The organism is Pseudomonas sp. 14P_8.1_Bac3 (assembly GCF_025466085.1).
In the GTDB taxonomy this organism is placed as follows: Bacteria; Pseudomonadota; Gammaproteobacteria; order Pseudomonadales; family Pseudomonadaceae; genus Aquipseudomonas.
The window spans coordinates 21,439-39,561 of sequence record NZ_JANLOD010000059.1 but is presented as its reverse complement, the minus strand read 5'-3'; the positions used below and the strand labels follow the sequence as shown (position 1 = coordinate 39,561).

Here is an 18,123-nt window from a genome sequence, read left to right as displayed (position 1 = left end):
GCTGAAAGCGCAGTCTAGCGCCGGGCGCTGGCTGACGTTTGTTCGGAATGGGAGAGGGCGACTGGCGGCAGGGTGTGGCCATGCTCGTCGCATTTGCATTGAAGGCGTTCAAGGGTGTCGACGTTCATCAGGGTCATCGATCCGCCCCATACGCAACCGGTGTCGAGGGCGAAAATCCCCGGCTCGTTACATTGACCCTCCAGCGCTGCCCAATGACCGAAGATGACCTTCACGCCCTTGGTTTTGCGCTCTTTATAGCTGAACCAAGGCGCATAGCCCGGCGGCGCCGTGTCGGCGCCTTCCTTGCCCTTGAGGTCCAGCTTGCCTTCGCGGGTGCAGAAACGCATGCGGGTGAAGTAGTTGGTGATCACTCGCAAGCGGGTCACGCCTTTGAGGTCACTGTCCCATTTCAAGGGTGCGTTGCCGTACATGCCGTCGAGATAGGGAGCGAAACGGTTGTCGTCGCGCAGGGCTTCTTCGACTTCAGCGGCGCACTTCATCGCCTTGCGCAGTGACCATTGGGGCGGTATGCCGGCATGGACCAGAGCGATGTTGCGCTGTTCGTCGTAGTGCATGAGCTTTTGCTGGCGCACCCATTCCAGCAGTTCCGCGCGATCCGGCGCTGCGAGGATCTCGCTCAGGGTATCGGTTTTCTTCAAGCGTTCAATGTTGTGCCCGGCGGCCAACAAGTGCAGGTCGTGGTTGCCGAGCACGCACACCAGTGAGTCGCGCAAGCCATAGAGGAAACGCAAGGTTTCCAGTGACTGCGGGCCGCGGTTGACCAGATCTCCCACCAGCCACAATGTGTCCCGGGCAGGGTCGAAGGCGACTTGCTTGAGCAGGCATTTCAGCGGTTCCAGGCAACCTTGCAGGTCGCCGACGGCATACGTCGCCATCAGTGCAGGGCTCCGGGCACTGCCAGGCGGAACGGGGCGATGATGGCGTCAAAATGTTTACCGTCGTCGGCAATCATTTGATACGTGCCTTGCATGGTGCCGACCTTGGTCGTCATCACTGTGCCGCTGCTGTAGGTGTGGTTGTCGCCGGCCTGGATCAGCGGCTGGAGACCCACGACGCCGGCGCCGCGCACTTCTTCGACATGCCCGTCGCCATCGGTGATGACCCAGTGCCGTGACAGCAACTTGGCCGGTAGTTCGCCATTGTTGTGCACGGTGATGGTGTAGGCGAAAGCGAAGCGGTTTTGCTCGGGTTGCGATTGTTCTGCCAGATAGCGGGTGACGACGCTGACGTCGACCTGATAGCGAGGATCGGACATGCAAGAGGCCTTAAAAACGAAGCGGGACGCGGGGCGTAGCTGATGGAACTCAGTCTAGGCCAAGTACCGGGTAGTAAACCAGACATGGCGGCTGGTGTCCTACCCGATAACGCTTGTTGCCTGTCAGTCGGCGGCGGGATTCTGTAGGACTTGTTCGCTGAGTTTGTCGGCCAGACGTACGAAGGCGGCCAGATCGAGCTGCTCCGGGCGCAGGCTGCCGTCGACACCGGCGGCCGTGATTTCGTCGTTGCTCAGCAGTAACTTGAGGGTGTTGCGCAGGGTCTTGCGGCGCTGGTTGAAGGCTTCGCGCACAACGCGCTCCAGCAAGCGATGATCCTTGGCCGGGTGCGGCAGCACGGCGTGCGGCACCAGGCGAACGATGGCTGAATCGACTTTCGGCGGCGGGTTGAACGCTCCCGGGCCAACGTTGAACAGATGTTCTACGCGGCAGTGGTACTGAACCATGATCGACAGACGACCCCAGTCGCCACCGCCAGGGCCTGCCGCCAGACGTTCGACCACTTCCTTTTGCAGCATGAAGTGCATGTCACGAATGATGCTGGCGTTGTTCAGCAGGTGAAAAATCAGCGGCGTAGAGATGTTGTACGGCAGGTTGCCGACCACTCGCAGGCTGTTCGGCGCCGCGTTCAGGCTGTTGAAGTCAAACTTCAGCGCGTCGCCCTGATGCAGGTTGAAGTTGCTCTTGCCGGCGAACTGCTGATTGAGGATCGGGATCAGGTCTTTGTCCAGTTCCACCACGTCGAGCTGGGCACCGCTGTTCAGCAGGCCTTGGGTCAGCGCGCCCTGGCCCGGGCCGATTTCCAGCAGGCGGTCTTCGGGTTTGGCATGGATGGAGCGCAGGATGCGGTCGATAACGCCGGCATCATGCAAGAAATTCTGGCCAAAGCGTTTGCGCGCTTTGTGTTGGTAATGCTCGGTCATAAACGGGTCTCGGCCATCTGGTAGGCGGTTTCCAGGGCGACTTGCAGGCTGCCGGTATCGATTTTGCCGCTGCCGGCCAGATCCAGGGCGGTGCCGTGGTCGACCGAGGTGCGGATGATCGGCAAGCCGAGGGTCACGTTGACTGCCGCGCCGAAGCCTTTGTATTTCAGCACCGGCAGGCCCTGGTCGTGGTACATCGCCAGCACCGCGTCGCAGTGCTCCAGATATTTGGGGGTAAACAGAGTGTCGGCGGGCAAGGGGCCACGAAGGTCCATGCCTTCACCGCGCAGGCGCTCCAATGCGGGTTCTATGATGTCGATTTCTTCATGGCCCAGGTGACCGCCTTCACCAGCATGCGGATTGAGTCCGCAAACCAGGATGCGTGGCTGGGCGATGCCGAATTTTTGTTGCAAGTCGCTGTGCAGAATCCGCGTGACGCGTTCCAGCCGCTCCGGCGTGATGGCATCGGCAATCTCGCGAAGGGGCAGGTGAGTGGTGACCAGCGCCACGCGCAAACCGCGCGTCGCCAGCATCATCACTACCTGAGCGGTATGCGTCAGGTCAGCGAGGAACTCCGTGTGACCGGAAAAGGCGATGCCCGACTCGTTGATCACGCCCTTGTGCACAGGGGCTGTGATCATTCCGGCGAAATGCCCGTCCAGGCAGCCCTGGCCGGCGCGGGTCAGGGTTTCCAAAACGAAAGCCGCATTGGCTTTGTCGAGTTGACCGGGCGTCACTGGTGCGCTCAGTGGCGTATCCCAGACATACAGGCTGTCGGCCGGCGCAGGTTCATCCGGCCAGTTGCCCGGCGTGACCGGCAGCAAATCGACAACCACGCCCAGTTGCGCGGCCCGCTGAGAGAGCAGGTCGCGGCTGGTAATGGCAATCAGGGGATGTGGCTGGGCTTGCGAGGCGAGCAGCAGGCACAGGTCAGGACCTATGCCGGCCGGTTCACCGGGTGTCAGCGCGAAACGTTTGGGTTTCACTGCGCTGCCTGGTCTGCACCAGGGAGTTTGATCTCTACGTACGCTTCGTCACGGATCTGACGCAACCAGGTTTGCAGCTCTTCGTCGTATTTGCGGTTACGCAGTACGGTCATCGCTTGCTGCTCACGGGCTTGGTTGGTGCTGTCCGTGGCGCGACGGCCAAGGACTTCCAGAACGTGCCAGCCGTACTGGGTCTGGAATGGCTTGGACAGCTGACCTTGCGGGGTCTTGGCCATCACTTCGCGGAATTCAGGCACCAGTGCATTCGGGTCGATCCAGTTCAGGTCGCCACCGTTGAGGGCGGAACCCGGGTCTTCCGAGAAGCTTTTCGCCAGTTCGCCGAAATCTTCGCCTGCTTCGATCCGGCTATAGAGCGACTCGGCCAGGGCCTTGGTTTTGGCTTCGTCACGGATCGGGCTAGGTTTGACCAGGATATGACGCACGTGCACTTCGTCACGTGTCTGGGTGTCACCGCCGCGCTTCTCGAGGATCTTCAGAATGATGAAGCCGCCCGGAGTGCGCATCGGTTGGGTAATGTCGCCTACCGTCATGGTGCTCAGCATGCGATCGAACGGAGGTGGCAATTGAGCGGCTTTACGCCAGCCCATGTCGCCGCCTTCCAGTGCGGTTTCGCTGGCGGATTTGGCGATGGCCAGTTGACCGAAGTCAGCGCCTTGCTTGAGCTGCTGGTAAACCTCGTCTGCCTGTTTCGCTGCACTCTGAATCGCGTCGGAGTTGGCGCTTTCCGGCGTAGGAATCAGGATATTGGCCAGACGGAATTCTTCGGACAGCTGCATTTTGCCCAGGTCGGAGGCGAGGAAGTTTTTCACTTCCTGCTCGGACACCTGGATGCGCTCGGCCACACGGCGTTGACGCACACGGCTGATGATCATTTCGCGACGGATCTGTTCACGGGCGTCGTCGTAAGACAGGCCATCGTGAGCCAGCGCGGCGCGGAATTGCTCGACCGACATGTTATTGCGCTGGGCAATGGTGCCGACCGCCTGGTTCAGTTCTTCATCGGTGATGCGGATGCCGGAGCGTTCGCCGATCTGCAATTGCAGGTTTTCGACGATCAGGCGCTCAAGCACCTGCTGATCCAGCACGCTGGCCGGTGGCGCGGCAGAGCCACGCTTGGCGATCGTTTGCTGAACTTCACGAACACGCTGGTCCAGTTGGCTCTGCATGACCACATCGTTATCGACAATGGCCACCACTTTATCGATGGACTGTACCGCGGCATTCGCCGCAGTACCCAGGAACAGCGCGCCCAGCACGAGCGGGCGCAGACAATCAGAAAGCTTGGTCTTCACGTTCACGATAACCTTGGATGCCTTTGTCGAGGAAGCTCTCTACTTTGGCGCCGGTGAGGCCGCCGAGACCTTTCAGAACGATTTGTAGGAAGACGCCGTGGTCGCCTTTTTCGTTTTGTGGCGCTTCCTGACTGAATTCGTCGTAGGAAACCCAGTAACGGTTGATCAGGCGCAGTTTCCAGCAGCAGCTGTCGTACTCGAAACCACCGAAGGCTTCCAGGGTACGGTTGCGGTTGTAGTCGTACTGCCAGCGGCTGATGGCGTTCCATTGCGGCACGATCGGCCAGATCACCGAGAAGTCGTGCTGTTGGATCTTGTAGTAGTCCTTCACATAGCCAGGCTGGCCCGGGGTGCCGTAGTCACCGCCGCCCACCGACCATTGACCGGTGTTCTGGTCGTAACGGACCTGGTCATTACGATAGCGATAGCCGGCGTTGATGACCTTGTTCGGGTTGTCTTCAGGCTGGTAGTGGAACATCGCGCTGCCCGAGCGAGGGCTGCGGCTGTCCGGGTCCCAGTTGTAATCGGCAGTCGTGCGCCAGTCACGGTTCCAGCGGTATTCGTATTCCAGCGCGTACGGCGAAACGTCGGACTGGGAGTCTTTACGGGTTCTAGCATCAATGCCCGGCAGTTGGACTTTGCGGTCCTTGAAGTACAAGGCTTGACCGACGCTGATGCGTTGACGCTCGAAACCGTTTTCTTCGATCCAGCGGTTGGTCACGCCCAGCGACAGCTTGTTCTCGTCGCCAACGCGGTCGGAACCTGAAAAGCGATTTTCGCGGAACAGCGACGCGTAGTTGAAGGTGTATTCGCCGGTGTCGAACACCGGGATGTCGCTTTGATCTTTCTCGGGTACATAGAGATAGAACAGGCGAGGCTCCAGGGTCTGGCGATAGTTTTTACCGAACCAGGTGGTGTTGCGGTCGAAATACAACCCGCTGTCGATGCTGGCGATCGGAACGCCGCGGCTCTGGTTGCTGCTGAATGTACCGTTGAGGCGGTCGCCTTCGGCACCTTGAGTAGCGATATCAGCTTTACCTTCGCCGTCGAGATCCAGTTGATACTGGGTGTATTGATATTTCAGCGATGGCTTGATGAAACCATAGGTCCAGTCCAGCGGCAGGCTGACCCCCGGTTTGACATTCAGACGGTCACCGTTGGCACGCGCAAGACCGAATACGTTGGTGTCTAGGCGAGGTGACAGGTTGCCGTCTTCATCGGAGAACTGACCTTTTTCCAGGTCACGATCAAAGCGCACAATTTCCGTTTCATAGTCGAAATTCAGACCATTAGGATGCGTTGGCAGCTGACCATTGAAGGTGATCTGCGGCAAACGATTGTACGGCGTGATGTTGGACACGGTCGCGAGCTGGTAAGCCTGGGCATTCAATCGAGCGGTATAGCTGTCGCCACGGTAGGTGACGGAACCCTGCTGATTGACGTAATCGCCGCTTTTTATACCAATCTGATCGCTCTCGAGATCCTGGAAGTAATACGGATCGCTGATCTTGGTGTAATCGACCTGGGTCAGAATGCGCGAGTCGAGACCACCCTTGTGCTGCCAGTTATACATGTAGCGGGTTTTTTGGTAGTCGGTCTGCTGACTGCGATCGGTATTTTCGTCGTTGAGGTACGCGGCACCGAACTGACCTTCGCTGGACTTGGTCAGGTAGCGGAACTCGCCTTCCATCAACAGGCCGCGCTTGCTCATGTAGCGCGGGTACAACGTGGCATCGTAATTCGGCGCCAGGTTGAAGTAGTACGGGGTGACCAGCAGGAAGCCTGTATCGCTGCCGCTGCCGATGGTCGGCGGCAGGAAGCCGGACTGGCGACGGTCGTCGATCGGGAAGTAGATGTATGGCGTGTACAGGACCGGAATGTCCTTGACCCGCAGTGTCACGTTGGTCGCGGTACCGAAACCGGTGGCTGGGTTCAAGGTGATGTTGTTGCCCTTGAGTTGCCAGGCGTTGCTGTTCGGCTCGCACGTGGTGTACGTACCGTCCTTGAGGCGGATGATCGCGTTCTCGGCACGTTTGGCGTACAGCGCATTACCGCGGATACGCGATTTGTGCATGACGTATTCGGCGTTGTCGACCTTGGCTTCACCGGTGTCGAGCTGCACTTCGGCGTGGTCGCCGACGATCAGCGCGCCGTTATCGCGAATCCGCACGTTGCCGTCCAGTTCGCCACGGCTCTCGGCCTGATAAAGGTTCGCCTCGTCTGCCTCGGCCTGCATGCTGCCCTGACGCAGGACCACGTCACCCGCCAGCGTGGCAATCTGCTCCTCCTGCTTGTAGCGGGAGGCCTTGGCGCCAACGAAGGTCGGAGCGTCACTTTTATTCGTCTTGTCATTCATGCCAGGACGAATCGGTTCGATATAGGAACCAGAGCAGTAAGGACCGGCTTCAGCCAATTGCGCTGCCGTGAGCTTGTCGCGTGGAACCCAGTCGAGGTGACTGTAGTCTTCGCTACGAGACTTGAGGCCGCGGCCTTTGGCTTCGGTAACCAGCGCAGGCTTGGCGCCAGCGTCTTCGCTGGAACCGGATTGCGCCGGGGCCTCGCCATTCGCGGTGACTGCGCTGCCGTCATGGACGGGACGCGGTGGCAATGCAGCCGCCGGCGTCTTGGGCGCACAGTCCCAGGCACCCGAAGCAGAGACTGAGCAGTCATACTGTTCCGCGGCGACCACGAACGAAGTGGCTAGAGGTTGCAGGGCCAGCAGACTGCCAGTGACCAACAACGGAAATTTTTTACGAAACGCGGGGGATTTCAATGCCATCTTATTAGTCCGGGCTTCCTGCGTGCCATCTGCCCGCGGTGTGGGCCGCACGCCTCTCGATGGTCTGAAAAAGATGCTGGATAATAAAGCATGACCCGCTTGACGGCTAGCGCCGTCGGAGACCCTTGCAATGCCTGACCAAGATGTACGTTTGCAACACCTGAAAGTTTGGCTCGATGAGCAGTTGGCAGTCCTCTTTGCAGCGCAAGGTTGGGGCGCCGTACCCCCGGCCACGTTGACCGCGGCCAGTAGTGACGCGAGTTTTCGACGTTATTTCCGCTGGGAAGGCGCAGGCAGAAGTTTCATCGTCATGGACGCGCCACCGCCCCAGGAAAACTGCAAACCCTTCGTGGATATCGCTTTTTTGCTGGAGAAATCCGGAATAAATGTGCCGAAAATTTATGCCGAGGACCTCGAACGAGGATTTCTTTTGCTCAACGACCTCGGCAACCAGACCTACCTGGACGTCATTGACAGCGAAAATGCCGACGAATTGTTCAAGGATGCCCTGCAAGCGCTGCTCGCTTTCCAGCAGTTGCCGATGGTCGCGCCGCTGCCGAGTTATGACGTGGCACTGCTGCGCCGCGAGCTGGAACTGTTCCCTGAGTGGTACGTGAAGCACGAGTTGGGTATCGAATTCGATGCGGCGCAACGAACGCTCTGGCAAAACGTGACGGAACTGCTCATAGACAGTGCCCTGGCGCAGCCGAAAGTGCTGGTGCATCGCGACTACATGCCGCGCAACCTGATGCTCAGCGAACCGAATCCCGGTGTGCTGGATTTCCAGGACGCGGTCTACGGCCCGGTGACCTACGACGTCACATGCCTGTTCAAGGACGCTTTCCTGAGCTGGCCCGAGGAACGCGTGCACGGCTGGCTGGAAGATTACTGGCAGCAGGCCGGCGCCCTGGGCATTCCGGTCCAGTCCGACTTCGACGATTTCCTGCGTGCCAGTGACCTGATGGGCGTGCAGCGTCACCTGAAAGTCATCGGGATTTTCGCGCGCATCTGCCATCGCGACGGCAAACCGCGCTATTTGGCCGATGTGCCGCGTTTCTTTGCTTATATAGAAGCGGTAATCTCTCGCCGTCCTGAACTGGCCGAGCTGGACGTGTTGCTCCTTAGTCTGCGTGCCGGAGCGAATGCATGAAGGCAATGATTCTGGCGGCGGGCAAGGGCGAGCGCATGCGCCCCCTGACCCTGACGACCCCCAAACCGCTGGTTCGCGCTGGCGGTGTGCCGTTGATCGAGTATCACCTGCGTGCGCTGGCCGCCGCCGGATTCACCGAGATCGTGATCAACCATGCGTGGCTGGGTCAGCAGATCGAAGATTACCTGGGCGACGGTTCGCGATTTGGCGTGAGCATTCAGTATTCGCCGGAAGGTGAGCCTCTGGAAACCGGTGGCGGGATTTTCCGCGCGTTGTCGTTGCTGGGTGATGAGGCATTCGTAGTGGTCAACGGCGATATCTGGACCGATTACGACTTCAGCGTGCTGCACCAGCCTGTCAGCGGTCTGGCGCATCTGGTGCTGGCGGAGAACCCGCGGCACCACCCGACGGGTGATTTCACGCTGGTAGACGGTCAAGTGCGCGATGGTCAATCTGATCAGCCAACCCTGACTTACAGCGGCATCGCGGTGCTGCATCCCCAGCTCTTCGACGGTTGCTCGGCCGGGGCTTTCAAGCTTGCGCCGCTGTTGCGCAAAGCCATGGCTGACGGGCAGGTGACGGGTGAGCGGCTGCACGGTCGTTGGGTGGATGTTGGCACTTACGAGCGTCTGGCTGAAGTCGACACTTTGCTTGAAGCGAGTCGCTGACATGCTGTGGCCAGGGACTCTGATTGGAGCCGGGGCGGGCTTTGCCATCGCCAGCATTCCGGGGGCCATGCTCGGCGCCTTGCTAGGGCAGGCGCTGGATCGGCGCTTGCGGCTGCAGACGTGGGGGCATTTGCGAGAAGCGCTCGGCGGTCGCGCGGTGCTGCGCAATGATGAGCTGTTATTCGTGTTGCTGGGCCGATTGGCCAAGAGCAACGGCAGAGTGGCTGATGGCCACATCAACCAGGCGCGCCAGGAAATGCAGGCGCTGGGCATGGACGAGCCGGCGAGACTGCGCGCGATCGCGGCATTCAACCGCGGCAAGGAGGGCCGTGACCAACTACAGGGTTATCTGCGGCGCCTCAGTGTTCAACCGCATGCGGCGGAAGGCGTGTTGCGCGCCTGCTGGCGAATGATCTGGGCCGATGGTCGTGCCAGCAAGGCCGAGCGCACGCTGATTGCCCAATGGGGCAGATGGCTCGGCTGGACGTCGTATCAGGTGCAGGCGTTGGCGGCAGACTACGAACCACCGAAGCGATCGATGGTCAGCGCGGCGGTCCATTATCAGGAAGCGTTGATGCTGTTGGGGGTGACCGCCACCACCGAGCCGGCGCAGATCAAACGCGCCTATCGGCGCCTGCTCAGTCGCCATCACCCGGACAAGATTGCCGGCAGCGGCGCCACGGCTTTGCAGGTTCGTGAGGCGACGGACAAGACCCGCGAATTGCAAAGCGCGTACACGCTTATTCGTCAGCGACGGGATTTTCGTTAGCAGGGAAAAAGTCGTGGCGGTCTATCAGTCCGCCACGGCTTGAGGATTCAACCAGCCCCGCACCCGGCGCACCAACTGCTCCTGCTCAGCCTTGGTATCACCCGGCACTGCCTTGAGCGACACCTGACTGAATGCCGACGCCTTCAAGCGCTTGCTGGCCTGCAAGCGTTCCAGCGCCGCGTTGCGGTCCAGCGGCTTGTCCATATAGAAGATGTCGGCCGTCGGCAATTTGAGGGTCGGCGTCAGTTCGACCAGTTCAGGTTTCACGGCGACAGGCGTCTGGGCCGCCACCATTGCGAACTTCTCCACTTGCGAGGGCTGCTTCTCGCTCAGGTAGCGCGCGGCCCAGTAGGCGCCGGTGCCATGACCGAGTAGCACAATGCTGCGTGCGCTTTGCTGTTCGGCGTAGGCAATGGCGGCATCGATGCGTGCGAAAATTCGCTCGGCATCGGCTTTGGCCTGTTCGTCGCCGGTTTCCACGACCGCCTTGTCGGCGACATCGGCTTCGCCACCCGCTGCCTGTTCGATGGGCGCGGCAGTGGTCGAATCCTTGCTGCCGACCTCGGGGGATTTGAGCGTCGGCGGCACTTCGGTGACGCGGGGGGCGATGACATCGCTTTGCAGGTCGGGCAAGGTGATACTCAGGCTGCTCCACTTGGCGTCCGGCAGTTTGCGTCGCAACGGACCAATTGCTTGCGGCCAGTCAACGGTTTCACCGGCGCCCGGGATGATAATCACCGCACCTTTGGGCTCGGCTGTGTTGGCCGGTTTCCACAAGGCCAGGAATGTATCGCTGCCCGCTTGCAGTTGTTGCTGTTCCTGAGCGGGGATTTTTCGCTCAAGTGCTGTCGCTTCTTCCTGACTACGCTCAAGCAGCGGCTGACGTTCGGCCGGTTTTTCGCTTACGGATTTTTCCGCAGCAGCGGATGCCGGTTCAGCGGCCTCGACGGAAAAGGCGCAAGACAGGATCAGCGGCAGGCACAATGCTGGCAGTGCCAGGCGGTTGACAGGGGGCATCGGATATTCCAGGCCAGAAGTTATTCCGGCAGCCTAATGGGTTGGTCAGTATTTGTCAGTGTGTGAGACTTCGATGAAGCGTTTTCGCTGCCTGTGGGTTATCGGCTGTTTGTGGTTTCCCTTGATGGGCTGGGCGGCGTCTGCGCCACCGGCACATGTGGCGCAATTGTCCGCAAGCCAGCAACAGTGGCTGGCGCAGCACAATGAACTGCGCGTGGGGCTGGTGTTGCAAGTGCCCTACGCGCAATACGATCGCCGCTTGCAGCGGTTGTCCGGGGTCAATGTCGAGCTGATGAAGTGGCTGGCCAAGGCGCTCAAGGTCGAGCTGAGCTGGCGCAACTTTCCCGACCTCGCGCAACTGGAGGCCGCCGCCCGCGAAGGTGAAATCGACCTCGCGCCGGGCCTGACGCAAACCCCCGGCGGCCTTCGCCTGTGGCAGTTTTCCGATCCGTACATGCGGGTGCCGCAACTGGTGGTCAGTGACCAGAAAACCGCCAGCGTCGTGGAACTGGAAAAGCTCGATAGCCAGACCCGCGTTGCCGTGCGCATGCCCAGCGCCACTGCCGATTACCTGCGCAGCAATTACCCGCATTTGAACCTTCAGGGCGTGCCGGTCGAGCGCCAGGCGTTGCAACTGCTGTTGAGTCAGCAGGCCAGTTACGCGGTGGTCGACGAAGCGCAGCTAGGCCGCCTGCCTGTCGAGCCGGAGTTCGCTGGACTGGTGGTGGTCGGCGACATTGGTCTGCCGCAACTGTTGCGGGTGGCCACACGTCGGGACTGGCCGGAACTCGCCGGCATTGTCGAAAGCGCGTTGCGAGCGATCCCGGCCAAGGATCTGGAGCAACTGCACAATCAATGGCTGCAACCCAAGTACCCGCGACTGACGGAATCCCCAGGTTTCTGGCAGAACCTCAGCCTGCTGTTGGCGATACTGATGGCGAGCAGCATGGCGATCGTGTTCTGGCAACGTCGGCAGCAACACAATCTGGAACATCGTCTGTTGGCAGCGCGGGAAGACATTGCCCTGCGCGCCGCCAGTGAAGAAGCGCTGCGTCTCACCCAGTTTTCCATCGACCAGAGCACCGTCGGCATTCTCTGGGTCAACTGGGACAGCCACGTGCGCTACGCCAACCGCGCCGCCGAGACCATGCTCGGCTATCCCGCCGGCGGCATCATCGACCGGCCGCTGATCGATTTCGAACCCGGCCTGCACATGGACCGTTGGCTGACCCTGTGGAAGCGTGCCCGAGCCAGTGAAGAAGGGCCGCTCAGCTTTGAAGCCAATTGCCTGCGGGCCGATGGCAGTGTTTTGCCGGCGGATGTGTCGCTGAGCTTTCTGCGTTTCCGTGACGGCGAATACCTGGTGGTCTACCTCAACGACGTCACCGAGCGCCGTCGCGCATCGGCGGCCTTGCAGGAAAGCGAGGCGCGCCTGCAGGGGATTGCCGCCAACGTGCCGGGATTGGTCTTTCGCCTGGAGCGGGCGCCGGTGACGGGACAGATCGACTTTGCCTACATCAGTGAGGGCAGCGAGAGCCTGGTGGGTTATTCGCCTTCGACGCTTGCCCATCGCGACAAAGGCCTGCGCAGCCTGGTGCATCCGGAGGACAAGGCCAGCTACCACCTGACCCAGGATCATGCGCTGGACACCGACAGCGACTGGTCCTGGCAGGGACGGATTCTCACCCGTCAGGGCGAGCAGCGCTGGGCCGAGATCAAGGCCATCACCCGCCGACTCGAGGACGGCGCCTATGTGTGGGACGGCATTGTCTGGGACATCAGTGAAAGCAAGCGCATCGAACTGGAACTGGCCAGCTCCCGCGAGCAATTGCGTGAGTTGTCAGCGCACTTGGAGAGCGTTCGGGAAGAGGAAAAGGCCCGTATCGCCCGGGAAGTTCACGACGAGTTGGGTCAGATGTTGACCGTGTTGAAGCTCGAAACGTCCATGTGCGAACTGGCCTACGCCCAGCTCGACCCCGGTCTGAACGAACGCTTGAACAGCATGAAGCGTTTGATTGCTCAGCTGTTTCAGTTGGTGCGTGATGTGGCCACGGCGCTGCGGCCACCGATTCTCGATGCCGGGATCGCCTCAGCCATTGAATGGCAGGCCCGGCGTTTCGAGGCGCGCACGCAGATTCCGTGTCTGGTGCAGGTGCCGGACAACCTGCCGGTGCTCAGTGATGCCAAGGCGATCGGCCTGTTCCGCATTCTTCAGGAGGCGCTGACCAATGTCATGCGGCATGCCCAGGCGCATACTGTCGAACTGACATTGGCCCTTGAAGGCGACGAGTTGTGTCTGACGGTCAGCGATGATGGCGTAGGATTCGTCGCCAATGCCGGCCGGCCGACGTCTTTTGGGATTGTAGGGATGCGTGAGCGGGTGTTGATCATGGGCGGGCAATTGGCACTGGACAGCGAGCCGGGGGAGGGCACGACGTTGAGTGTGCGGGTGCCGTTGGAGGGGGGCTGATGAATGTTGTTGCTTGAACTGACGCCTTCGCGGGCAAGCCCGCTCCCACGGGGCGCTCGTATCAGCTGCGGGAGCGGGCTTGCCCGCGAATGATCTTGAATCTGGAGAAGTCTGTGATCCGTGTACTGGTAGCCGAAGACCACACCATCGTTCGTGAAGGCATCAAGCAATTGATCGGCCTGGCCAAGGACCTGCTGGTGGTGGGAGAGGCGAGCAATGGCGAGCAGTTGCTCGAGACGTTGCGCCACGTCCCCTGCGAAGTGGTGTTGCTGGATATCTCCATGCCCGGGGTCAACGGCCTCGAAGCGATTCCGCGGATCCGCGCGTTGAACAATCCGCCGGCCATCCTGGTGTTGTCGATGCACGACGAAGCGCAAATGGCCGCCCGCGCGTTGAAGGTCGGTGCAGCGGGGTACGCGACCAAGGACAGTGACCCGGCGCTGCTGCTGACGGCCATCCGCAAAGTCGCAGCGGGCGGGCGCTACATCGACCCGGAGCTGGCTGACCGCATGGTCTTCGAAGTCGGGCTGACCGATGCTCGACCGCTGCATTCGCTGCTTTCGGAACGCGAGTTTTCGGTGTTCGAGCGCCTGGCTCAGGGCGCCAACGTCAACGACATCGCCCAGCAGTTGGCGCTTAGCAACAAAACCATCAGCACCCACAAGGCGCGGCTGATGCAGAAGCTCAACATCACGTCCCTGGCCGAACTGGTGAAGTACGCGATGGAGCACAAGCTCCTCTGACGCATCGAAAGGGCTGGTTCACTGCAATTCACTGTGGGAGCGAGCCTGCTCGCGATTGCGGTGGGTCAGTCGCAGGAATGTCGAATGTGCAGCCGTTATCGCGAGAGGCTCGCTCCCACAGGGTTTCGATTGCATATCAATGCGCGACATGCCCCCGCCACGGTTTTTGCCACTTCCAGCGGCGCGTAGCAGCACTGCGCGCCGCTATCCCCTGCAGACATACCCATCCCCGCCACCCTTGTAGGGCAATCCCTACCCGCAACCTTCCATCCGTCTGAGGCGATTCTCTCCTGCGCCCCGATTTGCGTGCTCCCCAGCGTCCACTAGGCTTAGTCCACAGCAGTCATCAACAACAAAGGTGTGGGTATGAGCCAGGTCGATTCAAGCGCAGGGGCCAGTGACATTCTGGTCAGCTTTCGTGGAGTGCAGAAAAGCTACGACGGCGAGAACCTGATCGTCAAAGACCTCAACCTGGACATTCGCAAAGGCGAGTTCCTGACCTTGCTCGGGCCATCCGGCTCGGGCAAGACCACCAGCCTGATGATGCTCGCCGGTTTCGAAACCCCGACCGCGGGTGAAATTCTCCTGGCCGGACGCTCGATCAATAACGTGCCGCCGCACAAGCGCGACATCGGCATGGTGTTCCAGAACTACGCGCTGTTCCCGCACATGACGGTGGCCGAAAACCTGGCGTTCCCGTTGACCGTACGCGGTCTGAACAAAAGCGATGTCAGCGACAGGGTCAAAAAAGTCCTGAGCATGGTCCAGCTCGATACCTTCGCCCAACGCTACCCGGCGCAACTGTCCGGGGGCCAGCAGCAGCGTGTGGCGTTGGCCCGCGCGTTGGTGTTCGAACCGCAACTGGTGCTGATGGACGAACCGCTGGGCGCACTCGACAAGCAACTGCGCGAACACATGCAGATGGAAATCAAACACCTGCACCAGCGCCTTGGCGTGACCGTGGTCTACGTGACCCACGACCAGGGCGAAGCCCTGACCATGTCCGACCGCGTGGCGGTGTTTCATCAGGGCGAAATCCAGCAGATCGCCCCACCGCGCAGCCTCTACGAAGAACCGAAAAACACCTTCGTCGCCAACTTCATCGGCGAGAACAATCGTCTCAATGGCCGTTTGCACAGCCACACCGGCGACCGCTGCGTGGTCGAGCTGAGTCGTGGCGAAAAGGTTGAAGCCCTGGCGGTCAACGTCGGCAAGACCGGCGAACCCGTCACGCTGTCGATTCGTCCGGAACGCGTGAGCCTCAACGGTTCGAGCGAGTCCTGCGTCAACCGCTTCTCAGGGAGGGTGGCGGAATTCATCTATCTGGGCGACCACGTCCGGGTTCGCCTGGAAGTCTGTGGCAAGACCGACTTCTTCGTGAAGCAACCGATTGCCGAGCTCGATCCTGCGCTCGCCGTCGGCGACGTGGTACCGCTTGGCTGGCAGGTCGAACACGTTCGCGCGCTCGACCCACTTCTAGAGGCGCATTAATCGCCCCCTGCTTCAACCAACCCTGCACGTGGAGAGAACAATAAATGTTGAGATCCCTGAAATTCACAGCCCTGGTCATGGGCATGATCGGTGCGGCACACGCGATGGCGGCGGGCCCGGACCTGACCGTGGTGTCCTTTGGCGGGGCGAACAAGGCCGCGCAGGTCAAAGCCTTCTACGCGCCGTGGGAAACGGCGGGTAATGGCAAGATCGTAGCGGGCGAATACAACGGTGAGATGGCCAAGGTCAAGGCCATGGTCGACACCAAAAGCGTGTCGTGGGACCTGGTGGAAGTTGAATCGCCGGAACTGTCCCGTGGTTGCGACGAAGACATGTTCGAGCAACTTGACCCGGCGCTGTTCGGCAAAGGCGAAGACTACGTCAAAGGCGCCATTCAGCCTTGCGGCGTAGGCTTCTTCGTGTGGTCGACCGTGCTGGCCTACAACGCCGACAAACTGAAAACCGCGCCGACCAGCTGGGCGGATTTCTGGGACACCAAGAAATTCCCGGGCAAGCGTGGCCTGCGTAAAGGCGCCAAGTACACCCTGGAGTTCGCACTGATGGCCGACGGCGTTGCGCCGAAAGACGTCTATAAAGTGCTGGCCGGTAAAGACGGTCAGGACCGCGCATTCAAGAAGCTCGATGAACTCAAGCCAAGCATTCAGTGGTGGGAAGCCGGCGCACAACCGCCGCAATATCTCGCTTCCGGAGACGTGGTCATGAGCTCGGCCTACAACGGCCGGATCGCTGCGGTGCAGAAAGAAAGCAACCTGAAGGTCGTGTGGAACGGCGGTATCTACGACTTCGACGCGTGGGCAATTCCAAAAGGCCTGGACAAGGCGCGTGCTGACGCGGCGAAGAAATTCATCGCGTTCTCGGTACAGCCGCAGCAGCAGAAGACCTATTCGGAAAACATCGCCTACGGTCCGGCCAACGTGAAGGCTGTGCCTTTGCTGGCCAAGGATGTCCTGAAAGACATGCCGACCACCCCGGAAAACATCGCCAACCAGGTGCAGATCGACGTCAGCTTCTGGGCTGATAACGGCGAGCAACTGGAACAGCGCTTCAATTCCTGGGCTGCGAAGTAACCACGACCTCGTAAGTGGGTGGGCTTGCTCCCCCTGTGGGAGCGGGCTTGCTCGCGAAGGCGTCTATTCATCCAGCATTGATGTTGACTGACATACCGCTTTCGCGAGCAAGCCCGCCCCTACATTTGGGCATTCCCCTCTCTGCAACGATCAAAGATTTCCGGAGTACGCCATGGCTATCGCCGTTCCCCTGAACGCGGGCACTGACCCCACCTTGAAGCAGCGGCTCAAGCACGCTGAGCGGATCAATCGCTGGAAGGCCCAGGCCTTGATCGCGCCGCTGGTGCTGTTTCTGTTGCTGGTGTTCCTGGTGCCGATCGTGGCGCTGCTCTACAAAAGCGTCGGCAACCCGGAGGTGGTCGGCGGCATGCCCCGCACCGTGTCGGCCATCGCCAGTTGGGACGGCCGCGGTCTGCCCGCTGAACCGGTGTACAAAGCGGCCAGCGAAGACCTCGCCGAGGCCCGCAAGAATCAGACCCTGGGCGACCTGTCCAAGCGCTTGAACATGGAACTGGCCGGCTACCGCAGCCTGCTGACCAAAACCGCCCGCGCCTTGCCCTTCGCCACCGAACCGGCCTCTTATAAAGAAGCGCTGGAAGGCCTCGACGAACGCTGGGGTGATCCGGCCTATTGGCAAGCCGTGCGCCGCAACGCCAGCAGCATCACGCCTTATTACTTGCTGGCGGCGGTCGATCATCGCATCGACGACCTCGGCGAACTGGCTCCGGCCACGCCCGACCAGGCGATCTACCTCGATATTTTCGCCCGCACCTTCTGGATGGGCCTGATCATCACCGCCATCTGCCTGGTGTTGGCCTATCCGCTGGCCTACCTGCTGGCGAACCTGCCATCGCGCCAAAGTAACCTGCTGATGATCCTGGTGCTGCTGCCGTTCTGGACCTCGATCCTGGTCCGGGTGGCCGCCTGGATCGTGTTGCTGCAATCGGGCGGCTTGATCAACAGCGGCCTGATGGCCATGGGCATCATCGATAAACCGCTGGAACTGGTGTTCAACCGCACCGGGGTCTACATCTCGATGGTGCACATCCTGCTGCCGTTCATGATCCTGCCGATCTACAGCGTGATGAAAGGCATCTCGCCGACATACATGCGTGCCGCGATTTCCCTTGGCTGCCACCCGTTCGCCAGTTTCTGGCGGGTGTATTTCCCGCAGACCTACGCCGGTGTCGGCGCCGGTTGCCTGCTCGTGTTCATCCTCGCCATCGGCTACTACATCACCCCGGCGCTGCTGGGCAGCCCGAACGATCAGATGGTCAGTTACTTCGTCGCCTTCTACACCAACACCAGCATCAACTGGGGCATGGCGACCGCACTCGGCGGGCTGCTGCTGTTGGCGACCGTGGTGCTTTATCTGATTTACAGCTGGCTGGTGGGCGCCAGTCGCCTGCGCCTGAGCTAAGGGAGAATCGA

General features: G+C 60.6%; 15 protein-coding genes. 8 read left to right on the top strand and 7 right to left on the bottom strand.

The annotated features are described in order from the left end of the window. Window positions 1–14: 14 nt before the first annotated feature. The 6 genes from NTD84_RS18680 to NTD84_RS18655 all read right to left on the bottom strand — a co-directional run bounded on the left by NTD84_RS18680 (window position 15) and on the right by NTD84_RS18655 (window position 7,296). On the bottom strand, window positions 15–896 hold the full coding sequence (locus NTD84_RS18680; RefSeq protein WP_262168360.1) for a symmetrical bis(5'-nucleosyl)-tetraphosphatase: 882 nt from the start codon (window positions 894–896) through the stop codon (window positions 15–17). Further along, entirely contained in the window at window positions 896–1,276 is a 381-nt protein-coding gene (gene apaG, locus NTD84_RS18675; protein ID WP_262168358.1) for a Co2+/Mg2+ efflux protein ApaG, read from the bottom strand. Before apaG ends, NTD84_RS18680 begins: the two co-directional genes overlap by 1 nt. Before the next feature lie 123 nt (window positions 1,277–1,399). Continuing rightward, window positions 1,400–2,218 (bottom strand): 16S rRNA (adenine(1518)-N(6)/adenine(1519)-N(6))-dimethyltransferase RsmA, encoded by an 819-nt coding sequence (rsmA, locus tag NTD84_RS18670; RefSeq protein WP_262168356.1) that lies wholly within the window; start codon window positions 2,216–2,218, stop codon window positions 1,400–1,402. After that, window positions 2,215–3,204 carry a 4-hydroxythreonine-4-phosphate dehydrogenase PdxA gene (pdxA, locus tag NTD84_RS18665; RefSeq protein ID WP_262168353.1) on the bottom strand — a complete coding sequence of 330 codons (990 nt, stop codon included), beginning with the start codon at window positions 3,202–3,204 and terminating at the stop codon, window positions 2,215–2,217. The genes rsmA and pdxA overlap by 4 nt, the downstream gene beginning before the upstream one ends. Continuing rightward, the gene (surA, locus tag NTD84_RS18660) at window positions 3,201–4,517 is read right to left on the bottom strand and encodes a peptidylprolyl isomerase SurA (RefSeq protein WP_262168350.1); all 1,317 of its coding nucleotides are present in this window, start codon (window positions 4,515–4,517) and stop codon (window positions 3,201–3,203) included. The genes pdxA and surA overlap by 4 nt, the downstream gene beginning before the upstream one ends. After that, the gene (locus tag NTD84_RS18655; protein WP_262168348.1) at window positions 4,498–7,296 is read right to left on the bottom strand and encodes an LPS-assembly protein LptD; all 2,799 of its coding nucleotides are present in this window, start codon (window positions 7,294–7,296) and stop codon (window positions 4,498–4,500) included. The genes surA and NTD84_RS18655 overlap by 20 nt, the downstream gene beginning before the upstream one ends. A gap of 130 nt (window positions 7,297–7,426) precedes the next feature. On the opposite strand from NTD84_RS18655, the gene NTD84_RS18650 reads away from it, so the two are divergent. Genes NTD84_RS18650 through NTD84_RS18640 form a run of 3 tightly spaced genes read left to right on the top strand, consistent with a single transcriptional unit; the run spans window position 7,427 to window position 9,883 of the window. Further along, window positions 7,427–8,446, top strand: coding sequence for an aminoglycoside phosphotransferase family protein (locus tag NTD84_RS18650; protein ID WP_262168345.1), 1,020 nt, complete (start codon window positions 7,427–7,429; stop codon window positions 8,444–8,446). Further along, window positions 8,443–9,114 (top strand): N-acetylmuramate alpha-1-phosphate uridylyltransferase MurU, encoded by a 672-nt coding sequence (gene murU / locus NTD84_RS18645; RefSeq protein ID WP_262168343.1) that lies wholly within the window; start codon window positions 8,443–8,445, stop codon window positions 9,112–9,114. Before NTD84_RS18650 ends, murU begins: the two co-directional genes overlap by 4 nt. Before the next feature lies 1 nt (window position 9,115). Beyond that, window positions 9,116–9,883 carry a DnaJ domain-containing protein gene (locus NTD84_RS18640; RefSeq protein ID WP_262168340.1) on the top strand — a complete coding sequence of 256 codons (768 nt, stop codon included), beginning with the start codon at window positions 9,116–9,118 and terminating at the stop codon, window positions 9,881–9,883. A gap of 24 nt (window positions 9,884–9,907) precedes the next feature. On the opposite strand, the gene NTD84_RS18635 is transcribed toward NTD84_RS18640, so the two are convergent. After that, window positions 9,908–10,900, bottom strand: a complete 993-nt coding sequence (locus tag NTD84_RS18635; RefSeq protein WP_262168338.1) for an alpha/beta hydrolase family protein — start codon at window positions 10,898–10,900, stop codon at window positions 9,908–9,910. A 73-nt stretch (window positions 10,901–10,973) separates the two neighbouring features. Between NTD84_RS18635 and NTD84_RS18630 the strand changes: the two genes are divergently transcribed. The 5 genes from NTD84_RS18630 to NTD84_RS18610 all read left to right on the top strand — a co-directional run bounded on the left by NTD84_RS18630 (window position 10,974) and on the right by NTD84_RS18610 (window position 18,112). Continuing rightward, complete coding sequence (locus tag NTD84_RS18630; RefSeq protein WP_262168335.1) at window positions 10,974–13,370, top strand: PAS domain S-box protein; 2,397 nt, start codon at window positions 10,974–10,976, stop codon at window positions 13,368–13,370. A gap of 89 nt (window positions 13,371–13,459) precedes the next feature. Continuing rightward, a complete protein-coding gene (locus NTD84_RS18625) occupies window positions 13,460–14,113 on the top strand; it encodes a response regulator transcription factor (protein WP_262168332.1) in 654 nt (217 codons plus the stop codon). A 366-nt stretch (window positions 14,114–14,479) separates the two neighbouring features. Beyond that, on the top strand, window positions 14,480–15,604 hold the full coding sequence (locus NTD84_RS18620) for an ABC transporter ATP-binding protein (RefSeq protein ID WP_262168330.1): 1,125 nt from the start codon (window positions 14,480–14,482) through the stop codon (window positions 15,602–15,604). Between the two features lie 44 nt (window positions 15,605–15,648). Beyond that, entirely contained in the window at window positions 15,649–16,692 is a 1,044-nt protein-coding gene (locus NTD84_RS18615) for an ABC transporter substrate-binding protein (RefSeq protein WP_262168328.1), read from the top strand. Between the two features lie 172 nt (window positions 16,693–16,864). After that, window positions 16,865–18,112 carry an ABC transporter permease gene (locus tag NTD84_RS18610; RefSeq protein ID WP_262168326.1) on the top strand — a complete coding sequence of 416 codons (1,248 nt, stop codon included), beginning with the start codon at window positions 16,865–16,867 and terminating at the stop codon, window positions 18,110–18,112. Window positions 18,113–18,123: the final 11 nt, after the last annotated feature.

What these genes read in the sequence shown, in the direction of transcription:
- NTD84_RS18635 (WP_262168338.1), bottom strand. Translation starts at nt 10,900, where the DNA reads ATGCCCCCTGTCAACCGCCTGGCACTGCCAGCATTGTGCCTGCCGCTG.
- NTD84_RS18650 (WP_262168345.1), top strand. Translation starts at nt 7,427, where the DNA reads ATGCCTGACCAAGATGTACGTTTGCAACACCTGAAAGTTTGGCTCGAT.
- NTD84_RS18640 (WP_262168340.1), top strand. Translation starts at nt 9,116, where the DNA reads ATGCTGTGGCCAGGGACTCTGATTGGAGCCGGGGCGGGCTTTGCCATC.
- NTD84_RS18615 (WP_262168328.1), top strand. Translation starts at nt 15,649, where the DNA reads ATGTTGAGATCCCTGAAATTCACAGCCCTGGTCATGGGCATGATCGGT.
- NTD84_RS18680 (WP_262168360.1), bottom strand. Translation starts at nt 896, where the DNA reads ATGGCGACGTATGCCGTCGGCGACCTGCAAGGTTGCCTGGAACCGCTG.
- murU (WP_262168343.1), top strand. Translation starts at nt 8,443, where the DNA reads ATGAAGGCAATGATTCTGGCGGCGGGCAAGGGCGAGCGCATGCGCCCC.
- rsmA (WP_262168356.1), bottom strand. Translation starts at nt 2,218, where the DNA reads ATGACCGAGCATTACCAACACAAAGCGCGCAAACGCTTTGGCCAGAAT.
- NTD84_RS18610 (WP_262168326.1), top strand. Translation starts at nt 16,865, where the DNA reads ATGGCTATCGCCGTTCCCCTGAACGCGGGCACTGACCCCACCTTGAAG.
- NTD84_RS18625 (WP_262168332.1), top strand. Translation starts at nt 13,460, where the DNA reads ATGATCTTGAATCTGGAGAAGTCTGTGATCCGTGTACTGGTAGCCGAA.
- NTD84_RS18630 (WP_262168335.1), top strand. Translation starts at nt 10,974, where the DNA reads ATGAAGCGTTTTCGCTGCCTGTGGGTTATCGGCTGTTTGTGGTTTCCC.
- NTD84_RS18620 (WP_262168330.1), top strand. Translation starts at nt 14,480, where the DNA reads ATGAGCCAGGTCGATTCAAGCGCAGGGGCCAGTGACATTCTGGTCAGC.
- NTD84_RS18655 (WP_262168348.1), bottom strand. Translation starts at nt 7,296, where the DNA reads ATGGCATTGAAATCCCCCGCGTTTCGTAAAAAATTTCCGTTGTTGGTC.
- apaG (WP_262168358.1), bottom strand. Translation starts at nt 1,276, where the DNA reads ATGTCCGATCCTCGCTATCAGGTCGACGTCAGCGTCGTCACCCGCTAT.